Origin of the sequence: Enterobacter sp. BRE11 (assembly GCF_031844285.1) — a bacterium.
Taxonomy (GTDB): Bacteria; Pseudomonadota; Gammaproteobacteria; order Enterobacterales; family Enterobacteriaceae; genus Pantoea.
The window spans coordinates 66,538-91,686 of the sequence record NZ_JAUZUX010000009.1 but is presented as its reverse complement, the minus strand read 5'-3'; the positions used below and the strand labels follow the sequence as shown (position 1 = coordinate 91,686).

At 55.9% G+C, this 25,149-nt stretch carries 20 protein-coding genes and 3 pseudogenes; 12 read left to right on the top strand and 11 right to left on the bottom strand.

Annotated features, from left to right (window positions below; all coding sequences use genetic code 11):
- Positions 1-30 precede the first annotated feature (30 nt).
- From Q9R34_RS11180 to Q9R34_RS11155, 6 genes and pseudogenes are all read right to left on the bottom strand, one after another.
- Positions 31-633, bottom strand: a pseudogene (locus Q9R34_RS11180) (site-specific integrase).
- Between the two features lie 81 nt (positions 634-714).
- The gene (locus Q9R34_RS11175; protein WP_485893684.1) at positions 715-1,431 is read right to left on the bottom strand and encodes an HNH endonuclease; all 717 of its coding nucleotides are present in this window, start codon (positions 1,429-1,431) and stop codon (positions 715-717) included.
- 331 nt (positions 1,432-1,762) lie between these two features.
- Complete coding sequence (locus Q9R34_RS11170; protein WP_485893682.1) at positions 1,763-2,695, bottom strand: hypothetical protein; 933 nt, start codon at positions 2,693-2,695, stop codon at positions 1,763-1,765.
- Between the two features lie 342 nt (positions 2,696-3,037).
- The gene (locus tag Q9R34_RS11165) at positions 3,038-3,514 is read right to left on the bottom strand and encodes a DUF1353 domain-containing protein (protein WP_485893680.1); all 477 of its coding nucleotides are present in this window, start codon (positions 3,512-3,514) and stop codon (positions 3,038-3,040) included.
- Positions 3,507-3,803 carry a hypothetical protein gene (locus Q9R34_RS11160; protein WP_313052749.1) on the bottom strand — a complete coding sequence of 99 codons (297 nt, stop codon included), beginning with the start codon at positions 3,801-3,803 and terminating at the stop codon, positions 3,507-3,509. Before Q9R34_RS11160 ends, Q9R34_RS11165 begins: the two co-directional genes overlap by 8 nt.
- A gap of 500 nt (positions 3,804-4,303) precedes the next feature.
- Positions 4,304-5,088: pseudogene (locus tag Q9R34_RS11155) on the bottom strand (alpha/beta fold hydrolase).
- Between the two features lie 681 nt (positions 5,089-5,769).
- On the opposite strand from Q9R34_RS11155, the gene Q9R34_RS11150 reads away from it, so the two are divergent.
- From Q9R34_RS11150 to Q9R34_RS11135, 4 genes are all read left to right on the top strand, one after another.
- Entirely contained in the window at positions 5,770-6,348 is a 579-nt protein-coding gene (locus Q9R34_RS11150; RefSeq protein ID WP_485893678.1) for a DUF4142 domain-containing protein, read from the top strand.
- 324 nt (positions 6,349-6,672) lie between these two features.
- Positions 6,673-7,995, top strand: a complete 1,323-nt coding sequence (locus Q9R34_RS11145; RefSeq protein WP_485893874.1) for a glycoside hydrolase family 10-like protein — start codon at positions 6,673-6,675, stop codon at positions 7,993-7,995.
- Between the two features lie 107 nt (positions 7,996-8,102).
- A complete protein-coding gene (gene hipB, locus Q9R34_RS11140; RefSeq protein ID WP_434123651.1) occupies positions 8,103-8,339 on the top strand; it encodes a type II toxin-antitoxin system antitoxin HipB in 237 nt (78 codons plus the stop codon).
- The gene (locus Q9R34_RS11135; protein WP_485893676.1) at positions 8,339-9,646 is read left to right on the top strand and encodes a type II toxin-antitoxin system HipA family toxin; all 1,308 of its coding nucleotides are present in this window, start codon (positions 8,339-8,341) and stop codon (positions 9,644-9,646) included. Before hipB ends, Q9R34_RS11135 begins: the two co-directional genes overlap by 1 nt.
- A 9-nt stretch (positions 9,647-9,655) precedes the next feature.
- Here Q9R34_RS11135 and Q9R34_RS11130 read toward each other — a convergent pair whose 3' ends face one another.
- On the bottom strand, positions 9,656-10,432 hold the full coding sequence (locus tag Q9R34_RS11130; RefSeq protein ID WP_485893674.1) for an ABC transporter ATP-binding protein: 777 nt from the start codon (positions 10,430-10,432) through the stop codon (positions 9,656-9,658).
- A 192-nt stretch (positions 10,433-10,624) separates the two neighbouring features.
- On the opposite strand from Q9R34_RS11130, the gene Q9R34_RS11125 reads away from it, so the two are divergent.
- The 3 genes from Q9R34_RS11125 to Q9R34_RS11115 are packed head-to-tail and all read left to right on the top strand — an operon-like array spanning position 10,625 to position 13,762.
- Positions 10,625-11,674, top strand: coding sequence for an ABC transporter substrate-binding protein (locus Q9R34_RS11125; RefSeq protein WP_485893672.1), 1,050 nt, complete (start codon positions 10,625-10,627; stop codon positions 11,672-11,674).
- Between the two features lie 10 nt (positions 11,675-11,684).
- A complete protein-coding gene (locus tag Q9R34_RS11120; RefSeq protein WP_485893670.1) occupies positions 11,685-12,689 on the top strand; it encodes an ABC transporter permease in 1,005 nt (334 codons plus the stop codon).
- Positions 12,690-12,712: 23 nt separating this feature from the next.
- A complete protein-coding gene (locus Q9R34_RS11115; RefSeq protein WP_485893668.1) occupies positions 12,713-13,762 on the top strand; it encodes a PLP-dependent cysteine synthase family protein in 1,050 nt (349 codons plus the stop codon).
- Positions 13,763-13,807: 45 nt separating this feature from the next.
- On the opposite strand, the gene Q9R34_RS11110 is transcribed toward Q9R34_RS11115, so the two are convergent.
- Complete coding sequence (locus Q9R34_RS11110) at positions 13,808-14,866, bottom strand: ABC transporter substrate-binding protein (protein ID WP_485893666.1); 1,059 nt, start codon at positions 14,864-14,866, stop codon at positions 13,808-13,810.
- Positions 14,867-15,070: 204 nt separating this feature from the next.
- On the opposite strand from Q9R34_RS11110, the gene Q9R34_RS11105 reads away from it, so the two are divergent.
- The 4 genes from Q9R34_RS11105 (at position 15,071) to Q9R34_RS11090 (ending at position 19,133) form a co-directional block, all read left to right on the top strand.
- Complete coding sequence (locus Q9R34_RS11105; protein WP_485893664.1) at positions 15,071-16,213, top strand: acyl-CoA dehydrogenase family protein; 1,143 nt, start codon at positions 15,071-15,073, stop codon at positions 16,211-16,213.
- Complete coding sequence (locus Q9R34_RS11100) at positions 16,213-17,313, top strand: LLM class flavin-dependent oxidoreductase (RefSeq protein WP_485893662.1); 1,101 nt, start codon at positions 16,213-16,215, stop codon at positions 17,311-17,313. The genes Q9R34_RS11105 and Q9R34_RS11100 overlap by 1 nt, the downstream gene beginning before the upstream one ends.
- 199 nt (positions 17,314-17,512) lie before the next feature.
- Positions 17,513-18,013, top strand: coding sequence for a hypothetical protein (locus tag Q9R34_RS11095; RefSeq protein ID WP_485893660.1), 501 nt, complete (start codon positions 17,513-17,515; stop codon positions 18,011-18,013).
- Between the two features lie 10 nt (positions 18,014-18,023).
- Positions 18,024-19,133: a helix-turn-helix domain-containing protein gene (locus Q9R34_RS11090; RefSeq protein WP_485893658.1), complete on the top strand. Its 1,110-nt coding sequence runs from the start codon at positions 18,024-18,026 to the stop codon at positions 19,131-19,133.
- Positions 19,134-19,236: 103 nt separating this feature from the next.
- On the opposite strand, the gene fhuE is transcribed toward Q9R34_RS11090, so the two are convergent.
- Entirely contained in the window at positions 19,237-21,402 is a 2,166-nt protein-coding gene (gene fhuE, locus Q9R34_RS11085; RefSeq protein WP_485893872.1) for a ferric-rhodotorulic acid/ferric-coprogen receptor FhuE, read from the bottom strand.
- A 1,064-nt stretch (positions 21,403-22,466) separates the two neighbouring features.
- Between fhuE and Q9R34_RS11080 the strand changes: the two genes are divergently transcribed.
- On the top strand, positions 22,467-22,868 hold the full coding sequence (locus Q9R34_RS11080; protein ID WP_033748500.1) for an H-NS family histone-like protein: 402 nt from the start codon (positions 22,467-22,469) through the stop codon (positions 22,866-22,868).
- A 76-nt stretch (positions 22,869-22,944) separates the two neighbouring features.
- On the opposite strand, the gene Q9R34_RS11075 is transcribed toward Q9R34_RS11080, so the two are convergent.
- Entirely contained in the window at positions 22,945-24,246 is a 1,302-nt protein-coding gene (locus Q9R34_RS11075; RefSeq protein WP_434123634.1) for an LLM class flavin-dependent oxidoreductase, read from the bottom strand.
- Between the two features lie 39 nt (positions 24,247-24,285).
- Positions 24,286-24,949, bottom strand: a pseudogene (locus Q9R34_RS11070) (dehydroquinate synthase/iron-containing alcohol dehydrogenase family protein); the annotation flags it as partial.
- Positions 24,950-25,149 lie beyond the last annotated feature (200 nt).

The following is a 25,149-nucleotide window of genomic DNA, read 5'->3' as shown; positions in this document are numbered from 1 at the left end:
GCACAGGGCTGCTGTTGCAGCCCTCACAAATTAAACTTCAATAGACTCAGCTATCTCCAGAGCATCATCCACTTCAATACCGAGATAACGGACTGTACTTTCGAGGTTTTTGTGACCTAACAGTAGCTGGATCACTCGAAGATTCTTCGTTTTTTTATAGATCAGATATGGCTTGGTTCTTCGCATAGAATGCGTACTGTATAGAGTCTCGTCGAGACCCAGCTTATCAATCCATCCATGAAAAATACGGTTATATTGCCTGGTTGAGATATGTCGTGAAGAACCGACGCGGGACTGGAACAGATAGTCGCTACTACGTAGATGAGCCATTTTGATCCACGCTGCCACAGCCTCTCTGGTTCCCTTAGTCAGTTCAAACTGAACAGGGCTTCACGTTTTTTGCTGCAGCACTGTCGCTCTGCCCGAAACAGAGTGCCCATAGGCCACATCAGAAACTTTTAGCTTAACCAGATCACAGCCCCGAAGTTTACTGTCCAGAGCCATGTTAAACAGAGCTAAATCGCGTACTTTTCCTTCCAGCTCAAGTCTGATACGGATTCCCCAGATATGAGAGATCTGAAGAGGCCGTTTCTGGCCAATAATACGGCCCTTGTTCCAGGGGGATGTTGTCATGCTCAATCTCCTTAGGGTTAGGAGATGTGATTATGGTTGTCCCATATGAGCGAGAAGCAGAAGTTGAGGACTATAAGAAGACTACTTAATGTTAGCCGGCTTCAACACAAGCGCGCCGTAGTGTGCTTCGCGGTGACAGTTCGGACAGAGTGCAATAGCATTTTCAACAGAGTCCTCTCCACCGTTAGCAAGCCACTCCACATGATGCACTTCAAGATACGGTCTACCATCTTCCCGCTTGAATGGTGCGTCACGTAGGCAGCTTTGACACTTACCTCCAGCTAAGGCTAATACCTCTGCTACAACGAGGGGATTACGCTTGAAGATATAGCTCTTTATAATGACCCTTTCTGGCGTGGTATTGGCTGTAGCCAGCTTCTCTCTACGTTGTTCCGAGGTAAGTTGAGACGCTGTTTCTATGGCCTTTTCAAACTCACTTTTAACCGGACGTGTTAGCCATTTGCCGTCTGAAGCTTCATAGATTTCAAACACACCATGAAGTGCGGAATCATAGACCTCGAAAACGTTTCCGCGCTTGAAAAGTCGATCATATTCATGGTGGCGATGGGTGGCATCATCTGTTCGTCTGGCAGTCCTGTTAAAACTCCAGTGACCACGATCGCAGTTAACTGCGTTAACTATCAGATTCAAATAAGTGTTGTCTTTGTAATGTGGAAATCTTTTCTTTAAAATTGCATCGACCTGCGCAGCCGTAGCCTTTCCAGCAAACTCGTTTTCAACTATCTCAGCGGTTGTTGTGCGGATTGGTTTATCACCATAAACATACTTACGAGCCATTTCTCTATTCCTTGAAAAGTTCTGGAAGGTGTTGCTGGAACATAGGCGCAGTGAACATCTTTGACCTGCTCCCAGCAAACTAACATAGCATGATGTAAGCAAGTTCCGCTTGTGGCGCGGAGCGGACCGCCTAACTGAGCCGAGGGGCCGCTGTGAGCGAGGAACTGACATCTGCACTTCATAACTCCCAAAAAAGTGTCTATAGAAACGGTATTTAATCGAGTTTAAACAAATAAAATATTCCAGACTCACATCAACCATTGCGAGTAATTTTCTATCTACGACGCAAGAATAGCTAGATTAAACGTGGGTGACTATAGTTATTGTATACTTAATTGGTTTTCATGATTTCGTCCCTAATCTCTTCAACTTTTTTGCTAAAAGTGACTGTGTCGAAGTTTTGTGGATCATCATGGCCGTCATAATAATAATGATCGATTACGCCGTGAAAGGCGGGAATCAACCATATCGCTCGCCTCACACTCGCAGCCGTATAGATTAGTGCCAGCCTTTCATATTGTATATCTGTAAATCCTGGAGTAGGTCCTTCATAGCCATTACCAGGTTTAAATTCTTTGTGTTTTTTGCTGTCCCTACGTGGTTGTATATTTTCAACTCCCACGAAAAGGCCTGATTTAACCTTGGGGTTTGTACAGACCTCAAATTTTGTAGTTTCCATTCCTTGAGAAAAATCTCGCACCTTCTTTGACGCCCCAACACGGTTGGTATATACATGTGCGTTTTTACTATTATTATCGAAAGTTTTATTAAATAACCAAGAGTCGCTGTTCATATCAGGAGGAAAACTATTGTTAGGTGGGCAGTAACTGTTTGCAGTCGAGCATTTAGGGTAGCTAGTGTCGTGGATGATGAAGTAATTTGCTCCAATGGTAGTATTTAAAGACCCACCTAAGTCGTTCTCATTTATGTTCCTTCTGGAGATGAACTTCATCAAGCTTATAGGGTCTGGTGCTTTTTTTCCAACTAAATTTTTTAGAAATGGAGTTATCGTTGATTCTTTGAGACTACCATTTCCTTGAGGAATAAATCTCAGCAGACATTCGGCTTGTTCTGCACTATTTCCTTTGAAGGATTGTGTTTGCGAATCAAATTTACAGTAGCCTTCTGAAGCTTTTAGTTGTGTAACGCCCTCATTCAAACGACATTTTAATTCTAAATTTTTTTGTCCATTTGCAATTGCAGTGAATGAAACGATTACAAGGATAAAGTTGTATTTTGTAAATTTATAGATAATAGCATTCATTATGGACTCCTGTATGCGTGCTGCACGTTACTCGCGACAGCTTCATAACCAGTTTCGGCACATGGGTGAGATAGGTAACTGGTGGTGGTTTGTTAAAGTATTATGTAACTACATGATATTATTTGAAATTATCAACTCCCTGTGAATTAACTCGCACGCGACGCTATATAAATTATTTGACGATTTATATATCTGCGAAATTATGTCGCTGATAATTTTAAGTTCACGTATTTATATTAATATAAGAATTCATATAGAAAGTAAGTTTAGGGTCTATAACTGAATCCAATGTTTCAGGAGTTGTGTCATCAGGGAGGTCATAAACAGCAGTGCCTATATCTTTTAATATATTACGAAGATCGGCGTCACTAGGATTATTTGTTTTGATTTCGGGTTTGAAAAACTTTCATCGAAAGTGGTGTCAGTTACTATCATATTTGACGCATCAATCCAAGCACCAATTCTGACGGCAACATAAAATACCCTAGCTTGAAATTTAGGGTAATTCCCTGCGAGACAGGCGTAGTAAAACATTATATCGGCTTTTTTTCGGTCCTCTTTGGTTTTTGCTTGGTCGCAGGCTACGTCGTGAATAACCGATGCATTTCTATAGTTACCTATGTAGGGAGAGCCAACTACGTCCCAAAGTGCCTGAGGAATGCTGGCACCATTAATTATACTACCTTTTGGCGCAACCCAATCTTTTTCGTCAGGATCTCTATATGAATAACCATCCACTAACTGCATATTTCTATTTGGAGTTTGATCTGTCAACCAATGAGTTATTATTTCTCCGCTGAAAAAACCGTTTTTATTCATTTTTTTCACCTTGTGATTTTACAGGACAAAATCCTGAATGAATTTTTGCTAAAAGTTCTCTTATAGCTATCAGTGCGAGAACGGTTTTAACTACAACAGGTAGGTGTACTTTATCTAAACATTCTATGGCTTTATTCAAAACCTTAACTATATCATCGTAGTTTTCACAAAACTTCTCAGGCGCATCTATTTTATTTGCCTCTATACTCAAGTCATTTATGGCATCAGAAGCTTCATAGATTACGACAGAGTCAGTATCATTTATTTTTGGTTTTTTGTCATTAGACATAGATGCACCTCAAATATTTTAGATTATTCCCGTATGGGATTGGTATGTTTTATGTGAGCTAACATACTACGATTCAAGGAGTTATTTTTTTAACACTCAGCAACATACGTGCAGTATTTAATTCTATAACAATCACAAATTATGCGTGATTATGAGGAATATTAATGGAGCTTGATTAGTTTTAGCACGGCACAATTGCGTTGTGGATGTATTTCATAAAAAAAGATCTCCTGCTAAATAACGCGTGAATTCATGATTCAACCTTTGATTAATAAAAACTTGGTAGCCTAAAATATCGTTAGCATTCTAATTGAATAGAAAACTATGGTTGAAGCATTAACGCCTCTTTAACAGCTTTCTATCCGCACATTTCATGTGGCGAACTACGTCTGCTTTTGGCACAAAGCGGACTAACGCGCAGACCAGTGTCCGCTATGAGCGAGCAGCGGACATTTCACTTATGACAGCTGAGTGGTTCTAATACGTTGAACATAACTGACCTATTGCGCTCTTGAAGTCAGGCCAGTGAAGTGTTCCCTCACCATATCCGTTAACTCGAAAATACAATCGAGATGTGTACTATCTGCCACAACCCGACTGCTTACATTCGGATTGCCGCAGTTCCTGAAAAATTCTTCCATACGGCTTACATCAAACAGTTCATCATGCTCAGCAAGCATGATTGTTACTGGAATAGAGATTTCTTTAAGTTGCCTTTCGGGATTACGAGGGGTAAGGGCGTTAGCCATATTAACGCTGTATGTCTGAACAAAGTTAGGCCTTGCATTAATAACCTCACAGGGGAAATTAAGCCTTACTCCTGCACGACGTCCACATAGAAAACCTGCACTCATAGCATTGATTATGAAGCTCAAACGGTTTATCGATGCAAAGGGAGAGGAAAACTCGCGGTTCAGAGCAGGAGGTGAAAAAGGACCTAATGCTGGGGCTAGCAAGATCAGGCTTTCAACAACCCTCGATAGAGAGTATCGGGTAAAGTAATTTATCAGCATACCGCCTCCACTGGAGTGCCCAAGCAAGTGATTCTGGCATCAGGAAAAGAGGTTCGGACATAATCAATGACGACATCCACATCACGCCAGATTTGAACAGGACTGGAAGCTTCTCCCCGGACACCTACCGAACGACCGTGCCCACGGATATCGACGAGACAAACACAGACGGGCAGATCGTAACTCAACTGTCGTGCAAGAATGTCGTAGCCAGCGTCAGAGTTGACCCCGCCACCATGGTAGACAATAAGAACCTCATCAAGGGCTGCCATTGGCCTGTATACCCGGATATATAAATCATTGATCCGGCTTTCGGTGATGTTATCAGAAGGGAGTAATGAAGCGTTAAATTGCTCATAGCGTTCGACAAAACGGGTGAAGTCAATCACGTCCTGAATTCCTTATTCAATCGGATTCACTACCTGTGAATTTGTGTCATGAAGCATGCACGATTTACTGTATGCATGAGAGTCTTTTTTACATAAAAGTGCCTGATGCACCGCCTGAAAAGCTCTCAGCGCGGTTCTGCAGCCCGAAGGCTGTTTTCGGTATTTTTCCTGTCCGAAATACTGACAAATGCCCCTGATAATTCCTGTATATCTGTATGGTTATGCAGTGAAAGCTATTCTCCACGGCTTAGTGCATGCAGATGCCGGAAACGTCCGCTTCTGGCACATAGTGGACCTTTAGCAAAAGCATTTTTGGCCGGACGGTAATACTGAGTTAAAAATGATTAACCACCTGGTCGATCATACTGCCTGCCTCCTTGCCCGACATCCTCTGAGATTTGCCACAGCAAGCCAGTGCCATCCACTCGCTCAGCCCTACCCTTGCCTCTCTCTGCTGTCCCAAATAGTTAACCTATACTGACTAATGCACTTCTGTTTACCCTACACGGCTGTCCCGGGTTAAGAGCCTGACGCCAGCCTCCTCATGAGTATCTGGAGAACACCATGCCAAAGAATAAAACCCTGAAAGGACTATTGACCCTGTCTGTAGTGGTCGCGATGTTTAGCACGGCTGGCGTGTATGCCCAGACGCCAACCAGCCCTGCGCAGAACGGCGCCGCAGGCCAGAGCGCCTCAGGCGGCAAACTCAGCGCGGGCGACGAAAAAGCGCTGAAGGATATGGCGCAGGCCAATATCAATGAAATCGCCGCCGCCAAAATCGCGCTGAGCAAGGCAGAGAGCAGCGACGTGAAAGCCTACGCGCAGAAGATGGTCGATGACCACGGCGCCGCCTTGACCAAAGTTCAGACGGTCGCCGAGCAAAAAGGGGTGACGCTGCCAACGGAGCCGGATGCCAAACACAAAACCATGGCCGCGAAGCTGGAAAAAGAGAGCGGCGCCGCCTTTGACAAGATGTATATGACCAACGCCGGCACGAAGGATCACAAGATGGTGCTGTCAAAACTGCAAAGTGACGCCAAAAATATTAAGGATCCCGATGTGAAAACCCTGGCTGATGCGCATACGCCAGTGGTAGAGGCGCATCTGAAGTCCGCCGAGCAGATGCCGCACGCCGGTAAGTAACCTGCCGGTCGTTACTGACTCCTGTAAGCTGAGTTCCAGGAGCGCCAGGCGTGCACAACGGGAGTGTCAGCGTTGCTGAACAGGCTCGCGCTTGAGCGCCAGGCCGCTAATTGAGGCTCGCCTTCAGGCAACGGCAAACTGACACTCTCCCCGCATGTTTGTCGCCCTTTTGTCTCTCCTCAGCCGCCCCTGCCTCATCCCCGCTTCTGCAATTCGCTGCTCCCTTTTCCTTAAGTAAACGCCTTCCGATAAGCGGTTGACTTACGCCGTGATAACCAGAGAATGATGCCTCCGGGTAGTTAGCAAGATGAAAGGGAGTTTACCATCAGTTATTCCATCGCCTCCTTCGGCGCGGCACGCAAAAAACTGCTGGTCGCCGCGGCCCTGCTGCTGGCTGGCTGCGCCTCCAGACCACCTGAGTCGCTGGTCACGCCCCTTCCCAGCGCAAAGCCGCAGCCGCAAAAAACCACGCCGGCAGCCGCACAGCAACCGGTACGCGGCGTCTGGCTGGCGACCGTTTCCCGTCTCGACTGGCCGCCGGTCAATTCGGTTAACCTAAGCAGCGCGGCGCAGCGCATTCAGCTACAGCAGCAGGCGCTGACGGCCAAACTCGACAAGCTGAAAAGCCTCGGCATCAACACGGTCTTTTTCCAGGTCAAACCGGACGGCACCGCGCTCTGGCGCTCCGATATTCTGCCCTGGTCTGATATGCTGACCGGCACCATCGGCGCCGATCCCGGCTACGACCCGCTGATGTTTATGCTGGATGAGGCGCACAAGCGCGGCATGAAAGTGCACGCCTGGTTCAATCCCTACCGCGTCGCCGTCAATACCCGTCCGTCAACCCTTGCCGAGCTGAACCGCACCCTGTCGCTGCACCCCGCCAGCGTCTATGTGCTGCACCGCGACTGGATCCGCACCGCCGGCGATCGGCTGGTGCTGGATCCCGGCATCCCGGACGCGCGCGACTGGATCACCAGCATCGTAGCTGAAGTGGTCAAACGCTATCCTGTCGACGGCGTGCAGTTCGACGATTATTTTTATGCGGAAACAGCAGGCTCGCCGCTCAACGATGCCCAGACATATCGCGCCTGGGGCCAGGGATTCGCCTCAAAAGCGGACTGGCGGCGGCACAATACGCAACTGCTGATTGAGCAGGTGTCGCGCACCATCAAGCAGATTAAGCCGCAGGTCGAGTTCGGCGTCAGTCCCGCGGGCGTCTGGCGTAACCTGTCACACGATGCGGCAGGCTCCGACACGCGCGGCGCGGCCGCCTACGACGAAGCCTTTGCCGATACCCGCCGCTGGGTGCAGCAGGGAGTGCTCGACTATATCGCGCCGCAGCTCTACTGGCCCTTCGCGCGACAGGCGGCGCGCTACGACGTGCTGGCCCACTGGTGGGCGCAGGTGGTGAAGCCGACCCATACCCGCCTCTATATCGGCGTCGCGCTTTATAAAATCGGCGAGCCGTCGCGTACCGAGCCAGACTGGACGGTAGAAGGCGGCGTGCCGGAGCTGAAGAAGCAGCTCGATCTCAACGAAACTACACCTGGCATCGACGGCACCATTCTGTTCCGGGAAAACTACCTTAATCAGCCGCAGACGCAGCCCGCCGTTCGCTATCTGCAGCGCCGCTGGGGCGGCTGATTTATCCCCAGGTGAGGATACGCTTTACTTTATCCTTTAGTGGGTATATTTTGGGTTTTACCCCCAGGCGGGGATAGCTGCATCCCCGCCTTTGATCAGGAGCGGTGATGATATACAGCCCCAAACAGCTGGCCCACCTGGTCAGGCTTGAACGGCAGAAGCGTGGCTGGACGCAGAGCGATCTGGCGCGCCGGGTCGGCATCAAGCAGGCCACTGTGTCGAACTTTGAAAACAATCCTGACAAAACCACGCTGACGACGCTGTTTAAGATCCTGCAGTCGCTGGAGCAGGAGCTGGTCATTCAGGGTAAATCGGCGCAGAACGGCAAGGAGCTTGACTGGTAATGGATCGGCTTATCGCCTGGATGAACGGCGAGCGCGTCGGCACCCTGACACGGCAGAAAAACGGCGCGCATCTCTTTCAGTATGCGCCGGGCTGGCTAAGCAATCCGCTGGCGCGGCCGCTGTCGCTCTCGCTGCCGCTGCAGTACCCCGCTATCGCCTCGGCCAGCGTGATTAACTTTTTCGACAACCTGCTGCCGGACAATCCGCGCGTCAGGGAGCGCATTCTTAACCGCTATCGGGCGAAGTCGATGCAGCCGTTTGATCTGCTGCGGGAAGTGGGCCGCGACAGCGTCGGCGCGGTGATGCTGCTGCCCGAAGAGGCCGCCGCCCCTGACCTCTCTCTCCGCTATGAGCCGCTGGACACGGCGCGGCTGGAAAAGATCCTCTCAGCGTACCAGAGCGATATTCCGCTGGGCATGATCCCGGAAGAGCGCGACTTCCGCATCTCCGTGGCGGGCGCGCAGGAGAAAACCGCGCTGCTGCATACCGATCGGGGCTGGGCGATCCCCCAGGGGCCGACGCCAACCTCGCATATCATTAAGCTGCCGATCGGCGAAATTAAACAGCCCTTCGCTACCCTCGATATGCGCGACAGCGTGGAAAATGAGTATGTCTGCCTGGCGCTGGCGCGCGAGCTCGGCTTCCGCGTGCCCGACGCCAGTATTATCACGGCAGGCAGGCTGCGCGCGCTGGCGGTCAGACGATTTGATCGCCGCTGGAGCGCCGACGGCACCCGGCTGCTGCGTCTGCCGCAGGAAGATATCTGCCAGAGCCTCGGCCTCGCCTCGGCGACCAAATATGAGTCTGACGGCGGCCCAGGCATCGCGGCGATTATGTCGCTGCTGATGGGCTCCAGCAATGCGCTTGAGGATCGCGACGATTTTATGAAGTTTCAGGTGTTCCAGTGGCTGATCGGCGCCACGGACGGCCATGCAAAAAACTTTTCGCTCTATATCGAGCGCGGCGGCAGCTACCGGCTAACGCCCTTCTACGACATTCTTTCCGCTTATCCGGTGCTGGGCGGCGCAGGCCTCAATATCCGCGAGCTGAAGCTGGCGATGGGGCTAAGCGCGTCGAAAGGTAAAAAGAGCGAAATAGATAAAATCTTTCCGCGCCATTTCCTCGCCACGGCGGAAAGCGTGCGCTTCTCCAGGGAGAGGATGGCGCAGATCCTCGCCTTCTTCGCCGAGGCGCTGCCCACCGCCGTAGCGCGCGTCAGGGCGCAACTACCCGCGGCTATCCCGCCAGCGATCGCCTCCGCCATCTTCGACAACGCGCTGAAAATGGCGGCGCGCCTGACGAAATAATCGCATCTCTCAGGCGGCGGCCTGCTCCGCGCCCAGCAGCGCCAACACCCGGCTGCGCAGCGCCACCAGCGCCGGATCGTCGCGGCGGCGGGGATAGGCCTGCTCGACGTCGATCACATCCAATACCCGCGCCGGACGCGAGCTAAAGACCACCACGCGATTCGCCATCACCAGCGCCTCTTCCACGTCGTGCGTCACCATCAGCGTGGTGAAGTTCTGCTCCTGCCAGAGATCGACGATTTCCTGCTGCATACGCAGGCGCGTCAGCGAATCGAGCTTGCCGAGCGGCTCGTCGAGGATCAGCAGGCGCGGATGGTTGACCAGCGCCCGCGCCAGCGCGGCGCGCTGCGCCATGCCGCCGGAGAGCTGATGCGGCCAGGCGCGCGCGAACTCTTGCAGCCCGACGCGACGCAGCATGGCGTCGATGCGGGTCTGCGCCGCCTGTTTGCTCTCGCCGCGAATCTGCAGCCCCAGCCCGACGTTGTCGTACACGGTGCGCCACGGATAGAGCGTCGGATCCTGAAATACCACCACGCGCGACGGATGCGGCGCGGTGATGGCGCGTCCCTCTTCCGCCAGCACGCCGCTGGCGGGCTGCTCAAGCCCGGCCAGCAGGCGCAGCAGCGTCGATTTGCCGCAGCCCGACGGCCCGAGCAGCGCGACAAATTCCCCCGGCCGCACCTGCAGGCTGATATTTTCCAGCACCGGCAAATCGCTGCCCTCCAGCGTAAAATGGTGGCTGACATTTTCTATATCGATATTTACGCCTGCCGCTTGCGTCGCCATAAAATAGTCTCCGAAGTCCGCTTAATAACCCCATAAATAGCACGCGCCTCGCGAATGAAATATGCCGAAAGCGGTAATAGGTTTGCCCGTTCTTCATAATGAAATATCGCATGAGCACATGCGGGATTGTTATTTGGTGACGTCTGGCGCATGCGTTAGTTTCCAGGTAATTCACTAAAAGGGACAGGCGCTATGGCATTACATTCACTCTCGCTGAGCCGACGCACCGTACTGCGCGGCCTCGCCACGCTGGGTGCAGGAATCGGCTTAAGCCCGGTATTCACCGGTTCCGTGCTGGCGGAGGATCCGCCACTGAAAACCATCAAGCTCGCCTGGGGACAAACCGCGGTCTGCCAGTCGCCCATTTCGGTGGCGCTGAAGCAGGGATTCTTTAAAAAATATGGTCTCAACGTCGAGCCGGTAAACTTCAGCGGCCCGACCGACGCGCTGTTGCAGGCGATCGCCACCGGTCAGGCGGACGGCGGCATCGGCATGGCGCTGCGCTGGCTCAAGCCGCTGGAGCAGGGATTCGACGTCGATCTCACCGTCGGCACCCACGGCGGCTGCATGCGTCTGCTGACGCCGGAAAACAGCAACATCCGTAGCGTAAAAGATCTGGTGGGCAAATCGGTGGCGGTGACCGACCAGGCGAGCCCAATCCGCAACTTCTTCGCCATTCAGCTGGCGAAACAGGGCATCGATCCCGATAAGGCGGTGAACTGGCTGCAGTATCCCGCCGATCTCTTCGGCGAGGCGCTGCGTAAAGGCGAAGTGCAGGCGCTGGCGACCGACGACCCGCAGGGCTGGCTGCTGAAGCAGCAGCACGGGCTGGTAGAAGTAGACAATAACCTGAACGGCGAATATGCCCACCTGACATGCTGCGTGCTGGGGCTGCGCGGCTCGCTGGTGCGCGACGATCCCAACACTGCGCAGGCGATCACCCAGGCGATTGTCGACGCGCAGCAGTGGACCGCCGACCATCCGGAGGAGACGGCGAAGATCGTCCAGCCGTTCGTGCCCGGCTCAGTGCCGGTCGAGTCCATCGCCGCGATGCTGAAAGAGCATACCCACAGCCACCACTCTACCGGGGCGCAGCTGCGCGGCGAAGTGGCGACCTACGTCAACGAGCTGAAAAAAATCAACATGATCCGCCCGGACACCGACGCGCAGCAGTTTGCCGATCACTATGTGCCCGATCTGCTGCCGGATAACGGCCAGCATCACCATAGGAAGATGAGTTAGGGAGAGCAGCATGGCCACAGATATTCTGACGTTGCGCCGCCGCGCCGAGTCGCGGCGCCTCGAACCGGCGCTGTGGGGCGCGCTGCTGGCGTGGTGGGCGCTGGTAGCGCTAATGATCGCGCTGCCCGATAAGCCGCAGGGCTTCGCGGCGCCGCGTTTCGTCAACGAGACCCACGAACTGTTTATCGCGCTGGCGACGCTGCTTACCGCGCTGGTGCTCGGCTCTTGCGCCGCGCCCACGCTGAAGGCCTGGCAGCCGCTGAAGCGCAGCGGCCGCTGGCTGATTGCGCTGGCGCTGCTAATCGGCCTGTGGGAATACATCACCGCCAAGCTGGCGCTACTGCCCGCGCCCTTCTTCGCGCCACCGCGCGCGCTGATCGAGGCTTACGCTACCGACTGGCCGCGCCTGCTCGACAGCGTGCTCAACTCGCTGCGCCTGCTGGCCTTCGGCTTTCTCTACGGCAGCATCGTCGGCTTCGTCACCGGCGTCGCCATCGGCTGGTCGCGCGGGCTGGGCTACTGGGTGCATCCGATCCTGCGCTTTCTCGGCCCGGTGCCTTCGACGGCGCTGCTGCCCCTGTCGCTCTATTTTTTCCCCTCCAGCTTCGCCGCTGCCGTGTTTCTGATTGCGCTGGCGACCTGGTTCCCGGTCACAGTGCTCACCTGGTCAGGCGTCGCCAGCGTCGATAGCCGCTATTACGACGTGGCGCGCACCCTGGGAGCGAAATCGCTCTTTCTGGTACTGCGCGTCGCGGTTCCCGCCTCGCTGCCGCACCTGTTCGTCGGGCTGTTTATGGGATTAGGCGCCTCTTTTTCGGTGCTGGTGGCGGCAGAGATGATGGGCGTCAAATCGGGTCTGGGGTGGTATTTGCAGTGGGCGCAGGGCTGGGCCGCCTACGCCAATATGTATGCCGCGCTGATCGTGATGGCGGTGTTGTTCTCATCGCTGATCACCCTGCTGTTTCTGGTTCGCGACCGCACGCTCGCCTGGCAGCGCAACGCGGTGAAATGGTAACGCTTTCTCAAGAGGAGTCGCCTGTGGCTGCATCTATCTATAACTCTGTGACCGAACTGATTGGCCAAACGCCGCTGCTGCGCCTGTCGCGCTTTAGCGAGCGCCACGGCGTGCGCGCCGAACTGCTCGGCAAGCTGGAACTCTTTAACCCTAACCACAGCGTCAAGGATCGCATCGCGCTGGCGATGATTGAACAGGCGGAGCGCGACGGTCTCATCAGGCCGGGCGATACGATTGCCGAAACCACCAGCGGCAACACCGGCATCGGCGTCGCCTCAATTGCGGCGGCCAAAGGCTATCGCTTTCGCGTCTACATCAACGACTTCGTCAGTATCGAGCGCAGCAAGATTATCCAGGCCTACGGCGCAGAGGTAGTGCCCTTCAGCACCGTGCCGGGCTTCGCCGACTACTACGAGGCCAGCGACGGCGACTTTGTCGCCGCCACCCGCTGGCTGGTGGCGCAGGTGGCCGAAGCCGAGCCGAACGTGCATTTTCTTCAGCAGCTACAGAACCCGGCGAACCCGCGCATGCATGAGCTGACCACCGGCCCGGAAATCTGGCGCGATACCCAGGGCAAACTCGATATTTTCGTCGCCTCGGTGTGCACCGGCGGCACCCTTTCCGGCATCGGGCGTTATCTGAAAGCGCAGGATCCCGCCATTCAGGTAGTCGCCGTCGAACCGGGCATCGGCTCGCAGCCGAGCCCGCAGCATCCGGAACCGCTGGAGATTACCGGCGTCCACGCCTTCAGCGGCCAGCCGCCGGAGCGGATCCCGCCGAATCTGGATCCTCAGGTTTATGACGACGCGATCGCGGTGGAAACCTGGCAGGCGTATCAGGCTGCGCGCCAGTTCGCGCTGGCGGAAGGCATACTGGTCGGGGATTCATCGGGCGCGGTGCTGTTTGCCGCACAGCAGCTGGCGGCGCGGCCGGAAAATCAGGGCAAGCGCATCGTTTTGCTGCTGGCCGACGGCGGCGTCAACTACCTCAGCACGCGGCTGTTCAGCCACGAGCACCCCGCGGAGAGCCTGAAAGAGGCGACGGCGGTGCAGACCTCGCAGCTGCTGCTGTAAGAGAGACAGAGGAATAAAACGGCAGCCTCGGGCTGCCGTATTTTTTTACGCCAGCACGTTCGCGGTGATGCCTTTGGCGAATAGCAGCGGATCGGTTTCCGGGCGCAGCACGTTGATGGCCTTCAGATCGCGCGCGTAGATATCGATCTCTTTCACAAAGGCCTCCCCTGACGAATAGTGGCCGTGGGTATGGGTTTTCAGCACGCTGGCGATTTCGTCAGGACGGGTATTCAACGCCTTGCTGTTAAAGGCCTGTGCAATGACGTCGGGATGCTGCGCGGCATAGGCGTGGGCCTGCAAAATGGCGTGGGTAATCGCCGCGGCCACTTCAGGACGATCGCGGATCAGACTGCCGCGCGTGCCGATCACGCAGCAGCTCAGGTTGGCGTAGTCGTCGCTGAGGTTGGTGGCGACCTCCCGATAGCCCGGCTGCTGCGTCAGACGCCACATCACCGGGTCGGAACCGCTCGCCGCCTGAATCTCCCCTTTTTGCAGCACCATCGGCAGCAAGTCCTGCGGAAAAACGCGCCACTCCACGTCACCGTTGGGATCGACGCCGTGCCGCTTGAGCAGCAGCGAGAAGAAGTTTTTATCCGCGCCCGCCATATCGGTGACGCCAATGGTTTTGCCTTTCAGCGCCTGCAGCGAGGTCGGCCCGTCGTCGCGCGTCAGCAGCCGCATACAGCCGCCGTGGGTGCCCGCCGTCAGCTTAACGTCAAAGCCCTGCTCCAGCGCCTTGAGCCAGCGCAGCGCCATGCCGACCGCCGCTTCCGCCTTGCCGGTGGCGATCGACTCCAGCAGCAGCTCGGTGGAGTTGCCGAAGTTTACGAACTCGACCTCCAGGTTGTGCGCTTTAAAGAACTGATGCTGATCCGCCACCACGACCGGCGCCAGACAGATGGCGTTGAGGTTGACCGCCAGACGCACCGGCGTCGGCTGCGCCAGCGCCCATTGTCCCGCGCCGCCCTGTAGCAAATCGTGCGGCATCGACATGCCGGGCATGGCGTTATCCGCCCGGAGCGACGGTGAAAAGGCGCTGGCGGCGAATGCCGCAGCGGAATAATGCAAAAATTGCCGACGTGATAAAACGCTATTTACTGGCATGCTCTTTCCCCCGAATGAAATACCCTTTCCCGGAAATGAAATATCGAATAAATATGACGACAGAAGCAGAGTAAGGGGAAACAGAGAGAGCAACCAGCCTGTAAATTATGCCGATTACGCATGTGGTTATCCGCTTTAATGCTTTTACTTCGCCGGGAGAAAAATAAAGAATCGAAAATCATCCCGAATAACCGAGGAAAGATAATGGCGCTTAGCGAATATCTCCACGAGCTGCTGCCGGTAATTAGCCAGACGCTGGCGAGCAGCGCGGCGGAGGTGGACAGACTCGGCGAATTCCCCACTACCAATTTCACGCTGCTGCGCCAGCATGGCTTGCTCAGCTTCGCGCTGCCTGCGGCGGCGGGCGGCGGCGGCGCGGATTTGGCGGCGTGCCGCGCGGTGATTGCGGCGGTGGCGCAAGGTGAACCTTCCACCGCGCTTATCCTGATTATGCAATACCTGAACGCCCGTCGGCTCGGCGACGACGCCAGCTGGCCCGCCGACCTGCGCCGCCAGGTGGCGCAGAGCATCGCGCAGGACGGGGCGCTGATCAACGCGCTGCGCGTCGAGCCGGAGCTGGGCACGCCCGCGCGCGGCGGCCTGCCCGCCACCACGGCACGGCGCGTTGCCGACGGCTGGCGCATCAGCGGCGAGAAAATCTACTCCACCGGCAGCGTCGGGCTGAGCTGGTTTCTGGTCTGGGGGCGCAGCGACGACGCCGATCCGCTGGTCGGCGCCTGGCTGGTGCCCGCCTGCGCGCCCGGCATTCGCATCGTAGAGGAGTGGGATCATCTGGGCATGCGCGCCACCTGCAGCCACCGCGTGGTGCTTGAGGAGGTCTGGGTGCCGCTGGAGAATGCGGTCAACGTCAGCCGCTGGAGCACGCCGCGTCCGGCGCTCAACGACGAAGAGAGTCTGTGGATGGCGGTACTGCTGGGCACGCTCTATGACGCGGTGGCACGCACGGCGCGGCGTGAGTTCATCCGCTTTCTGCAGCAGCGCGTGCCCGCCAACCTGGGCCAGCCGCTGGCGAGCCTGCCGCGCTTTCAGGAGCTAACGGGCCGCATTGAAACTCTGCTGTTTACCAGCCGCACCCTGCTCGACGCCGCAGCGGCCGGACAGATCGCCGCAGCCGACGCGGCAAAGGTGAAACAGGTCACCATCGACAACGCCATTCGCAGCGTGCAACTGATGGTCGAGCCTATCGGCAATCACGCGCTGACGCGCGCCAGCCCGCTCGAACGCCACCTGCGCAATGTACTGTGCGGCCGGATCCATACGCCGCAGGACGATGTTATTTTCACCGCCGCCGGCAAAGCGGCCCTTTTATCCGACAGGAGTAAATGATGACGCTGGAATTTATTGGTCTGGTCGGCGCGCATGAGGCGAGCGAGTCCGACGCCGGCAACGGTCAGGTGGTGGATCTGCCCTTTATCAAAGCCTTTGCCCAGACGCAGGCGTATGCGGGGTTTGACAAAGTGCTGCTGGCGGTAAATACCCGCGCGCCAGATTCGATGACTATCGCCAGCTACGTGGCGGCGCTCACTGATAAGCTCGGCCTGCTGGTGGCGCATCGGCCCGGCTTTCAGGCGCCGACCTTCGCAGCGCGCCAGTTCGCGACGCTGGACCAGCTCAGCCAGGGGCGCGCGGCGATCAACGTGATTACCGGCGGCGACAGCGGCGATCTGCAGCGCGACGGCGACTTTCTCGATAAGGAAAGCCGCTATGCGCGCAGCGGCGAATATCTGGAGGTGATGAAGCAGGTATGGACGTCACCGCAGCCGTTCAGCTTTGATGGCGATTTCTATCAGGTGCGGGACAACTTTACCGCGGTGAAGCCGCACCAGAAACCACGCGTGCCGATTTACTTTTCCGGCGCGTCGGAGGCGGCGGTAGAGATTGCTGCGCGGCATGCCGACGTTTATATGATGTGGGGCGAGCCGCTGGAGCAGGTAAAAGAGCGAATCGCCCAGGTGCGCGCGGCGGCGCAGAAATATGGCCGCGAGGATCAGATTCGCTTCAGCCTGTCGCTGCGTCCGGTGCTGGGCGCGACCGATGAAGAGGCCTGGCGGCGCGCCGACCATCTGCTCACGCAGGCGCAGGCGAAGATCGGCGGCCAGGCGATCCAGCCTGACAGCAATACCGGCTCGCAGCGGCTCTATCAGCTGGCGACGGCGCGCAAAGTGTATGACAGCTGCCTGTGGACCGGCATCGCCGCCCTTTCCGGCGCGGCGGGCAACTCCACCTCACTGGTCGGCGCGCCGGAGACGGTGGCCGAGGCGGCGCTGGAATATTACAAGCTCGGCGTCACCACCTTCCTGTTCCGCGGCTTCGATCAGCTGCGCGACGCGGCGGATTACGGGCGGTTGCTGCTGCCGAAAATTCGTGAGCGCGTTGCGGCGTATGAAGCAGCGTGCGTCGGTATTAACTTACAGCACCATAAATAACCCTCTGACGCGTCGGGCATCCCAAAAATGATTGACAAACCTGCCTTTGCGCACCAACATCCCGATTGACAAATCCCACAAATTGCAATTTGAAGGAATATTAAAAATGCAAACTCACCCTTACCCCTGGCTTTTTTACCCTGCGCTTTCTGAAGAACGTCTTTAACTTATTGCCGAAGAGCTGCTTAAGGTACTGGATATGACCTGGCAGCAACTCTCTTCCCCTCTGGATGATAATTACACTCGCGGAGCCTGTACGTTTGGCCGACAGCGACAAATGCTTATCGCGCTCTGTTTGAGTAATAAGCATACATGGCTGCAGCTGACTCATCCGGGGATGGATGTGACGTTCAATATTGAAAACATTCCAGTGCGCTTTTTTGCAGACGACCCGGACAATCCCAAAAAGCCCGGTTTTTTCCGCAGGAATGAAGTGGACCAGCTTTTTGAGCCTCAGCTAACCACGCCTACGCTGCATCGCTTTGTGGTTGAGAAGCCAGAATTTGAGGGTGAAGGCGCGCGAGTGCATTTCATTGGCACTAACGCGCTAGATGAAATTGTTTCAAAATGGACCTATGGAGAAGGGCGTGTTCCGCCGCTGCATGCGATGGGCGATACCCCACCCACTTCCGTTCCCATTGTTCTGGATCCTATCCGCGCACCGAGCCGCGACAGGCCAGAACAATCTAATCATGAGTAACAGGTGAAACGTGTTTAACGGTTCTAATTTACGACTGGCTCGTCTGTATCACGAGCTGTCGCTGGAGCAGGTGGCTGAGCGCGTCAGCAAGACTCGTCAGTATATACAGCGGCTGGAAACCGGCATTGCTGTCCCTACTCCCGTACTGACAAAAGAATTAGCCGTCGCCTTAAAAGTGACGCCTCAATTTTTTTGCCTTCAGGAGCCACAACGCACTAATGAAGAGCTAGTGCATTTTCGTAAGCGGGAAGGCACGCGTGTGTCAACCCGGCTTTCTACGCTGGCAAAGGCCGAGCTTTACGGTCGCCTGATTACCTTTCTCGATCGGCAACTGGAACTGCCTCCCGTCTGTTTTCAGGAGATTACCGCCCATACCCCGGAAGAGATTGAGAAAGCAGCTGAAAAATGCCGTATCGACTGGGGGCTGGGATGGGGGCCAATTGATAACGTGACGCGTCTGGCCGAAAAACTCGGTGCTTTCGTAACCTCGTTTGATTCCCTTTCCGATGAGGTCGATGCGCTCTCTGTGCCGCTCGAACGCCCGTTTATTGTCAGAAACAGAGCGAAGAAATCAGCCTGTCGTCAGCGATTCGATATTGCGCATGAGATTGGGCATCTGGTTTTACACAGCGGCATGACGACAGGCGATCGCACGACGGAATCTCAAGCGAACAGGTTCGCTTCAGCACTTTTGCTTCCTCGATCGGCGATGGCCAGCTTCTTTCCCTCGCCAGTAGGAGGACGAATTAACTGGAAAGGATTAAGCGAATTCAAGCTAACCTGGAAGGTCAGCAAAGCGGCGATCGTTTACCGGGCGCATCAGCTCGGTTTGTTGACGGACGCACAGTACAAAACGGCTTTTACCGCATTGAAACGCAAAGGCGAAGCGATAGATGAAAAGGAAGATAGTTTGATCGTCAGCGAGAAGCCGGAGTTTTTGCCCAGTGCTCTGAACTTTCTTTATGAGAATATGAATGTTGATAAAGCAGCGGTTGCGCAGGCGTTGGCAATAACCCCCTGTTTACTGGATGAGCTTACTGAAGTCGCTGCTCCTGAAGGCGACATTCGTTTTAGCGGGAATGTCGTTTATTTAAGCGGCTATATCAAAAATATCCCTTAATTTGCCTCTCTGTCCAGCTAGCCTGACGATGTCATCTCTTTGAAGCAAAACGGCAGGTACAGCCTGAGCTGTCCCGCCGTGGTTTTACTCGCTGAAAGTCCACTCAGAACCGATAGGTCGCAGATACCGAGAAGTTGCGCGGCGCGCCATAGACGTTATAGGCGCCGACCCAGGTGTCGTACTCTTTGTCGAACAGGTTATTCAGGTTGGCCTGCAGCGACAGATTTTTATTCACCTCATAACGCGCGAAGAGATCCACCAGCGCATAGCTGCCCTGCTTCGCGTGCCAGGTGCCGTTGCCTTCCGGCGCGCCGACATCCTGCCAGGTGTGCGTCTGCCAGTTCACGCCGCCGCCGAGCGTCAGCTGATCGAGCATCGACAGGCGATAGCTGGTGAACAGGTTGAAACTGGTGCGCGGCAGCTGCGCGTTATAGGCGTTGCCGTCGCGATCTTCCGCCAGATAGGTGGTGCCGCCAAATGTCATCTGCCAGTTATCGGTCAGCGCGCCGTTCAGTTCAAACTCCACGCCGCGGCTGACCACGCCATCCTTCGCTACGTAGGCGGTGCTCTGCGAGCCCGGAATGACCTGGCCGGTATCTACACCAACATTGTCCAGCTCGGTGCGGAACACGGAGAGCGTGGTGGTCAGACGGCTGTTGAGCCAGTCGGACTTCACCCCCACCTCGTAGTTTTTCCCGATCACCGGCGAGAGGAAGGCGCCGCTGCTGTCGCGGTAGTCCTGCGGCTGGAACACCGAGGTATAGCTGGCGTAGGCGGACCAGTTCTCGGCGAAGTCGTAAATCAGCCCGCCGTACGGCGTGATATTGTTTTTCTCCAGCTCCTCGCCGCTGGCCAGCGTCTGGCGGTTCCAGTTGGTGTAGCGCGCGCCCAGGATCAGATGCAGCGGGTCGGCCAGCGAAATGCGCGTCGCGAGGTAGACCGCTTTTTGCCGCACGGTGGTGCTGTCCGCCGTCAGCTCACGCGGGCCCCAGTCGGTCTCCGGGAAGTTGCCGTTATAGTCGTTGTAGTTGCCCAGCTCGTCCGCCGAGATATTGGCCCAGGAGCTGTAATATTTGTTGTCCTGACGACTGTAGTTAACGCCAACCATCAGCTCATGCTGACGGCCCAGCAGTTCGTAGGGGCCGCTGGCGAAAGCGTCGACCGCATCCACCTTCCGCTTGCCGGTGTTATAGCCGGTGCCGCCCACTACCGGATAGTTAGCGTACTGCGAGACGCCCAGTCCGGTGGTTTTATCAAAGTAGCCGTCGAGGTAGAGCTGCTTGCTGTCGAGGTACATCTCGTTGTGCGTACCGTTCAGCGTGATGTTCCAGCCATTGTCGAAATCCTGCTTCAGGCTCACGAACAGCTTTTTGTTCTCTTGATCGTTATAGGCCCACTCCGGCGCGGTGTTGAAACCGCGGCGGGTATGAATCTGCGTGCCGTCGGTGTACCAGCGCGGCGTGCCGCTCCACATCGTCGAGTCGGTGTTGACCTGCGAGAATTCATAGCCCACCGAGAGGGTGGTAGAGTCGGTCAGATCGGCGTCAACCACGCCGTAGACAAACTGCTTAGTCGCGCCGTAGCGCTCAATAAAGCTGTTTTTGTCGTCATAGCCCGCTACCAGGCGGCCGCGCACGCTGCCGTCGCTGTTGAGCGGCGTCGAGAGATCGGCGACGTAGCGCTGCTTGCCCCAGCTGCCGTAGGTCGCGGAGACGCTGCCGGTGAATTCTTTGCTGTCGGCGTGCTTGCGCACCATATTGATAGCGGCCGACGGGTTGCCCGGCCCGGTCAGCAGACCGGTCGCGCCGCGCACCACTTCAACCCGCTCGTAGAGCGCCATATCAGATTTGGCGTCGCCCAGGTTCCAGTTTGAGGCGAAGGTAGTCGGAATACCGTCGACCATAAAGTTGTCGATGGGAAAGCCGCGCGAATAATAAGTAATGCGATCCATATCGGGGCTGACGGCGGTGATCGCCATGGTGTTGTGCAGCACGTCATTCAGCGAATGGAGCTGCTGGTCTTCCATGCGCTGCTTGCTGACGATGGTCACCGACTGCGGGATATCGCGCGCGGTCAGTGCCATTTTGGTGCCGGCGCGGGTAATGGGCACGCTGTAATCGCGCGCGTCCTGCTGACCGGTGCTGCTGGCGCTGGCGTCGACGACGAGCGTCTGTTCACTGGAGGCGGCCGTCTCGGCAGCCTGAGCGCTCTGCGCAACGCTGGCGGCGATCAGCACGGCCAGCAGCGAGCGTTGCAGCGGGCGTTTCATGGCGCTGGCGGACTCGCCCGCACGGTATTCCCTGACGCGCTGAACATCAAAAGACATCACTCTTCCTCTTTTTTCGTTATTGGGTATGGCTGCCACGGGTTGCTGGATCGTCTCTCCTGTCCGGTCGCAGGGCACTTTACTGACGTAATGCTGCAAGAAAGCAAATGAGAAATATACGCATTGCTATTATCATTGCAAGCAATTGTTAATAAATGCTGCAAAAACCTATCAGCCTGCAAATCGAATATATAGCTGATTAATATGGATTTTTAAGGCGTGACATGTTCAGAAGGCAAAACTACTGGAATTTACAGGAAAGTCAGAGGGTGATTTATTGGGCAGCGCTGGGCGCGCAGGCCGCAACCTGATGCGTCATGTCCGCGAAAAACAGTTTCGTCGCTTAGCCTGCCAGCCTGAAGGTCGGTCGCGGGTTAATAAGCAACACGCTGTTCGGCAAGCTCAGCAATTTTATTAATGCGTTGATTGCTGGCTATTTAATTTAAGGCATCCTGTGACTGAAGAATATTTATTCCGGATGGTGAAATAGTGAAACAGCGCGTGCTATTCGGGCGGATAAAATAGTTCCGCGCGTCACTACCGGAATGTTGTGCTAAATAGTGGCTGGCACTTGCGAAAGGTAAATATTGCAAAGGTTAATGATAACGCTGCGCAAAGGGTGGCCGGTTTAGACATTTATAACGTCTCTTCATTTTACCCTTTTGTGCCACTCTACATACAACCGGTAAAGGAGTGAGCCGATATAGCGGCTCAGTTGGGCTAATCTGCCTGTAATCAGCAAGATAAAATCCGTTACGTTTAAATATATAGCCCGCACAGCAGCCTGCCCGCCATAACGGCAACCGCGCAAAAACTATTCGCTGCGCTCCCACCTGGCTGCTGCGCTATATTTGTTCTTGTTTTTTTATGCTAATAGTTTCCCCCGGGCGAGCTAGCCACAGATTATCAATTAAATGCTACGCTCTGTGCTTTAGCTTATTTCCTTTATCTAATTTTTACCGTAAACTGCGCGTTTTACCTATTTTGATTCGTTAAGGGTTATATCCATGAGTGATGCGCTGAAAGCATTGAATAATCTTCGTACGCTGCGCGTTCAGGCACGAGAAATTGAGCTCGACGTGTTAAACGAGATGCTCGAAAAGTTCTCTGTCGTTGTCGCAGAACGCCGTGAAGAAGTGAATGCTGAACAAGCCGCGCAAAAAGAAAAAGCGGAGAAGCTGGCGTTGTATAAAGAGATGCTGATGAAAGATGGCATCGATATTTCCGATCTGGCCGACCTGGCGCAGAACGAAAGCAAGCCTAAAGCGAAACGCGCCCCGCGCCCGGCAAAATATAAGTTCACGGATGAAACCGGCGAAACCAAATTCTGGACCGGTCAGGGCCGCACGCCTTCGCCGATCAAAAAAGTGCTGGATGCAGGCGGCTCGCTCGACGAGTTCCTGATCTAAGCTGATTGAATAAAAAAGGCGCTGATATCAGCGCCTTTTTTATTTCTGCATTGCAGCTTACTGCACGGCGGCCAGATCAGACCGCTGGCAGGCCGAGATTTTCACGCAGCGTGGCGTAAGCATAGTCGGTCGGAAACAGGCCGCGACGGCGCAGCTCCGGGATTACCAGCTCAACAAACAGATCCAGCTGCTCCGGCATAATGGCCGGCATAATATTGAAGCCGTCCGCGCCGCCCTGCTCCAGCCAGAGCTGGAAGTCGTCGGCGATATCCTCTGCGGTACCGACGATCACCCGGTGCCCGCGCGAGCCCGCCGCGATCGCCGCCAGCTCGCGCAGCGTCAGGTTCTCGCGCTTCGCCATATCGGTCATGAGCTTCACGCGGCTCTGGTTGCCCTCGCCCAGCGGTACCTCCGGTACCGGGCCGTCCAGCGGATAGCCAGAGAGATCCATGCCAAAGCGCAGCGAAAGCTGCTTCAGCCCGTTGTCGATATCCACCAGCGTGTTCAGCTCTTTCCACAGCGCCTTCGCCTCTTCGCGCGTGCGGCCGACAATCGGCATCACGCCCGGCATGATCACCACGTGCTCCGGGTTGCGGCCCGCGGCTGCGACCTGCGCCTTCTGCGACTGATAAAACGCCTGCGCCTCCTCCAGGCTGGCGGCGGCGGTAAAGACCACTTCGGCGGTTTCGGCGGCGAGCTGCTGGCCGTCGGCGGAAGATCCCGCTTCGATAATCACCGGGCGTCCCTGCGGGGAGCGGGTGATATTCAGCGGACCCTGCACCTGGAAATGCTCGCCGACGTGGTTAATCGGATTGATCTTGTCGTTGACGAAATATTGTCCCGAGGCCGGATCCGGCTCTACCGCGCCCTCTTCCCACCCTTCCCACAGCTTGCTGGTCACCTGCAGAAATTCGCGCGCGCGCGCATAGCGCTCGGCGTGGTTCGGCATATCGTCGCGGCTGAAGTTTTTCGCCACGTCGGCGGAGAACGACGTCACCACGTTCCAGGCGGCGCGGCCGCGGCTGATATGGTCGAGGGAGGAGAAGGTGCGCGCCATGGTGAAGGGATCGCTGAAGGTGGTCGACGCGGTGGCGGCCAGGCCGATACGGCGGGTATTGACCGCCACCGCCGACAGCATGGTCAGCGGCTCAAGGCGCGCCATGGTAGAGGGCAGACGATACATGCTGGTCGCCAGCGCGTCGCCAACGAAGAAGAGGTCAAAACGTCCCGCCTCCGCTTTCTGCGCCAGGCGAATCAGCCAGTCGATATCGGTCGGCGCGCCCAGCTCTTCGGTCAGGCGCCAGCCGCTGACGTGATGCCCTACCGGCTGAACGAAAAGACCAAGACGCAGACGATGTTTTGCAGATGAACTGTCCATATTATTTCCCTGATTGCAGTAAAAGCCCTCTTTGGGCGGCTATGAAAAATGGTCGGTAGCGATAAGTGCCTGCTCCAGCGCCGCTGGCGAAACCTCAAACGGCAGACGCGCCGCGCTGGCTGCCGGAAAACGCACTTCAGCGGCCAGACGATGCAGCGCCGCCGCGCGATCGCCTGCCAGCACGGGCAGCTTCAGTGGGGCGTCGAAGCGGCGCAGCAGCGCCACCAGCGCCGGGTCCGGTTCGCCGTTGCCCTGCTCCATAAAAGACTGAACCAACAGGCTGTAACCGACTTTTTCGCCGTGCAGCCAGGGGTGCAGCTCCGGCAGTCCGGTCAGGCGGTTATGGATGGCGTGGGCGTAGCCCGGTGTGGGTAGAGTATCGCGCATACTGTTGGCCAGTCCAGCCAGCACGATATTCGCGTCGATGATACGCTCCAGCGAAAAGGTGACATAGCGCTGGCATCTTGCGCAGCGGCTGGCTGCGCAGATGCGCGCCCTGCGCGTTATAGACGATCGCCACCGGAGACCAGGCGGCGCAGGTGGTCAGAATCGCCTCCGCCCCCTGCTGCGCCGTATTGGCCTGCAACTGTTTAATCGCCTCGTCGGTACATTCGCCGTCGAGCAGCTTCAGCTGCCAGCGGATGCCCTGGCTTTCGAGGCTTTGAGTGAGTTCAGGATTCACCGCCTGCCTGGCTTGCGGCGATTTGATAGCTAACACGGCTTATCCTGCTGTGGGTCTGCTGCCCGCTGAAAAGGTCGGGTAAACAGAGAGTTAATAAGGTTGCCCATGCGCGTGGCGTCTGCAGGGCATAGTACGACAAACGCTAATTTAAGCAACGCCTTATGCGGCCTCTGCTCTTCACAAATTCGCATTAGCTTATCGATATTTCAGATATAGCGAGC